This is a genomic window from Burkholderia sp. LMG 13014, from assembly GCF_905232215.1.
GTDB lineage: Bacteria > Pseudomonadota > Gammaproteobacteria > Burkholderiales > Burkholderiaceae > Burkholderia.
The window spans coordinates 1-3,219 of record NZ_CAJNKE010000640.1 but is presented as its reverse complement, the minus strand read 5'-3'; the positions used below and the strand labels follow the sequence as shown (position 1 = coordinate 3,219).

General features: G+C 68.8%; 3 protein-coding genes. All 3 read left to right on the top strand.

The window, feature by feature from the left end:
• The coding region (locus JYJ84_RS32335; protein ID WP_205189969.1) for an FAD-binding oxidoreductase at positions 1-1,299 on the top strand (1,299 nt) is incomplete at its 5' end.
• Between the two features lie 41 nt (positions 1,300-1,340).
• On the top strand, positions 1,341-2,834 hold the full coding sequence (locus JYJ84_RS32330) for an FAD-linked oxidase C-terminal domain-containing protein (RefSeq protein ID WP_175222361.1): 1,494 nt from the start codon (positions 1,341-1,343) through the stop codon (positions 2,832-2,834).
• A 173-nt stretch (positions 2,835-3,007) separates the two neighbouring features.
• A partial coding sequence (locus JYJ84_RS32325; protein WP_205186405.1) for an FAD-binding protein occupies positions 3,008-3,219 on the top strand: 212 nt, incomplete at its 3' end.

Here is a 3,219-nt window from a genome sequence, read left to right as displayed (position 1 = left end):
GAGCACCACGGCCGCGACGAATCGCCGTTCGACCCGCAACTGCCCGACGCCGTCGTGTTCGCGCACAGCGCGGACGACGTGCGCGAAGTCGTGTCGCTGTGCTCGCTGTACAGCGTACCGCTGATCCCGTACGGCGCCGGCTCGTCGCTCGAAGGCCACCTGCTCGCGGTGCGCGGCGGCGTATCGCTCGACCTGTCGGAAATGAACCGCGTGCTGTCGATCAACGCCGAAGACCTGACCGTGACGGTCGAGCCGGGCATCACGCGCAAGGCGCTCAACGAAGCGCTGCGCGACACCGGCCTGTTCTTCCCGATCGACCCGGGCGCCGACGCCAGCATCGGCGGGATGACCGCAACGCGCGCGTCGGGCACCAACGCCGTGCGCTACGGCACGATGCGCGAGAACGTGCTCGGCCTGACCGCCGTGCTCGCCGACGGCCGCGTGGTGAAAACCGGCTCGCGCGCCCGCAAGTCGTCGGCCGGCTACGACCTCACGCGCCTGTTCGTCGGCTCCGAAGGCACGCTCGGCGTGATCACCGAGATCACGCTGCGCCTGCATCCGCTGCCCGAGGCCGTGTCGGCCGCGATCTGCACGTTCCCGTCGATGGGCGACGCCGTGCGCACCGTGATCGAGACGATCCAGATCGGCGTGCCGATCGCGCGCGTCGAATTCGTCGACGCGCTCGCGGTGCGCTCGATCAACCGCCATTCGAACCTGACGCTCACCGAAGCGCCGACGCTGTTCTTCGAATTCCACGGCACCGAGGCCGGCGTGAAGGAACAGGCCGAGCTCGTGCAGGCGCTCGCCGGCCAGAACCACGGCCAGGGCTTCGAATGGGCCACCCGCCCCGAAGACCGCAGCCGCCTCTGGGCCGCCCGCCACAACGCGTATTTCGCGATGCTGCAGTTGAAACCCGGTTGCCGCGCGGTGACGACCGACGTCTGCGTGCCGATCTCGCAGCTCGCCGCGTGCGTCGAGGAAACCGAAGTCGACCTGCGCGCGTCGTCGCTGCCCTGCCCGATCGTCGGCCATGTCGGCGACGGCAATTTCCACGTCGCGATCCTGATCGACCCCGACAAGCCGGAGGAAATCGCCGAAGCCGAGCACATCAACGACCGGATCGTCGAGCGCGCGCTGCGTCTCGGCGGCACCTGCACGGGCGAGCACGGCGTGGGGCTGCACAAGATGCGCTTCCTGCCCAAGGAGCACGGCGACAACGCGATCGACACGATGCGGGCGATCAAGCTCGCGCTCGATCCGCGCAACCTGATGAATCCGGGCAAGATTTTCACGTGCTGACACGGCGGCGCGACACCGCGCCGCCTGCTGCAGGAGACCCCATGAACGCTCCCGTCGAACTGTCGAGCGCGGCACGCGCGCAGCGCCAGCGCGAGGTCGTGCAGGCGCTGATGGCCGTGCTGCCGACGCACTGCCTGCTGTATCGCGACGAAGACACCGCACCGTATGAATGCGACGGCCTGTCCGCGTACCGCCGCCTGCCGCTCGCGGTCGCGCTGCCCGAAACGGAATCGCAGGTGCAGCGGATCGTGCAGATCTGCCGCCGCATGGAGGTGCCGATCGTGCCGCGTGGCGCGGGCACGAGCCTGTCAGGTGGCGCGCTGCCGATCGCGCTCGGCGTCGTGCTGTCGCTTGCGCGCTTCACGCGCATCGTCGAAGTCGATCCTTACGCGCGCACGGCGACCGTGCAGCCCGGCGTGCGCAACCTCGCGATCTCGGAAGCCGCCGCGCCGTACGGCCTGTATTACGCGCCCGATCCGTCGTCGCAGATCGCGTGCACGATCGGCGGCAACGTCGCGGAAAATTCCGGCGGCGTGCACTGCCTGAAATACGGGCTGACCGTGCACAACGTGATGCGCGTGCGCGCGGTGACGATCGACGGCGAGATCGTCGAATTCGGCTCGCTCGCGCTCGACATGCCGGGCCTCGACCTGCTTGCCGTGATGATCGGCAGCGAAGGGATGTTCGCGATCGTCACCGAGGTCACGGTGAGGCTGATCCCGAAACCGCAAACGGCCCAGCTCGTGATGGCGAGCTTCGACGACGTCGTCAAGGGCGGCGAGGCCGTCGCGGCGATCATCGCGTCGGGGATCATCCCGGCCGGGCTCGAAATGATGGACAAGCCGGCCACGCAGGCCGTCGAGGCGTTCACGCACGCGGGCTACGACCTCGACGCGAAAGCGATCCTGCTGTGCGAATCGGACGGCACGCCGGAAGAAGTCGCGGAAGAGATCGTGCGGATGACGGCCGTGCTGCGCGAGCATGGCGCGACACGGATCCAGGTTTCACGCAACGAACACGAGCGGCTGCGCTTCTGGTCGGGCCGCAAGAACGCGTTCCCGGCCGCCGGCCGGATTTCCGCCGACTACTACTGCATGGACGGCACCGTGCCGCGCCGTGCGATCGGCCCGCTGCTCGCGCGCATCGAGCAGCTCGAAACGAGCTACGGGCTGCGCTGCATCAACGTGTTCCACGCGGGCGACGGCAACATGCATCCGCTGATCCTCTACAACGCGAACGATCCGGACGAACTGCACCGCGCCGAGCAGTTCGGCGCGGAAATCCTCGAATGCTGCGTGGAATTCGGCGGCAGCGTGACGGGCGAGCACGGCGTCGGCATCGAGAAGCTCAATTCGATGTGCGTACAGTTCTCGCCGCAGGAGCGCGATGCGTTCTTCGCGGTCAAGCGCGCGTTCGATCCGGCCGGGCTGCTGAACCCGGACAAGGGCATCCCGACCCGTGCGCGCTGCGCCGAGTACGGTCGCCAGCACGTACGCGGCGGGCTGCTGCCGCACCCCGACCTGCCGCGTTTCTGAGCATCGCGCGCGGTGCGCCGGCCCTAGCCGGCGGCCGGGTCGCGGCGGACGGCCACGTTCGCGCGGCGGCGCGGGCATGCGGTCTGCAATACCGGGCTTAGGGATAGTCGCGATGTGGATTCGCGCCACCCCGGTACAATCGACCGAACAACAAGTCGAGGCAGCAACAGAACATGGAAGAGGACGACATCGTCGCCGGATGGGCCGAGCGCGTCCGCGCCGCCAGCGCCGACGGCCGGCCGCTGCGGATTCGCGGCGGGGGCACCAAGGACTGGTACGGCCAGGCGCTCGAGGGCGAAATACTCGACACGCGCGCGTTTCAGGGCGTCGTGTCGTACGACCCGGCCGAACTCGTCGTCACGGTCCGCGCGGGCACGCCGCTCGC

Excerpts from the sequence above, each read along its gene's own strand:
- JYJ84_RS32330 (WP_175222361.1), top strand. The coding sequence starts at position 1,341 with ATGAACGCTCCCGTCGAACTGTCGAGCGCGGCACGCGCGCAGCGCCAG.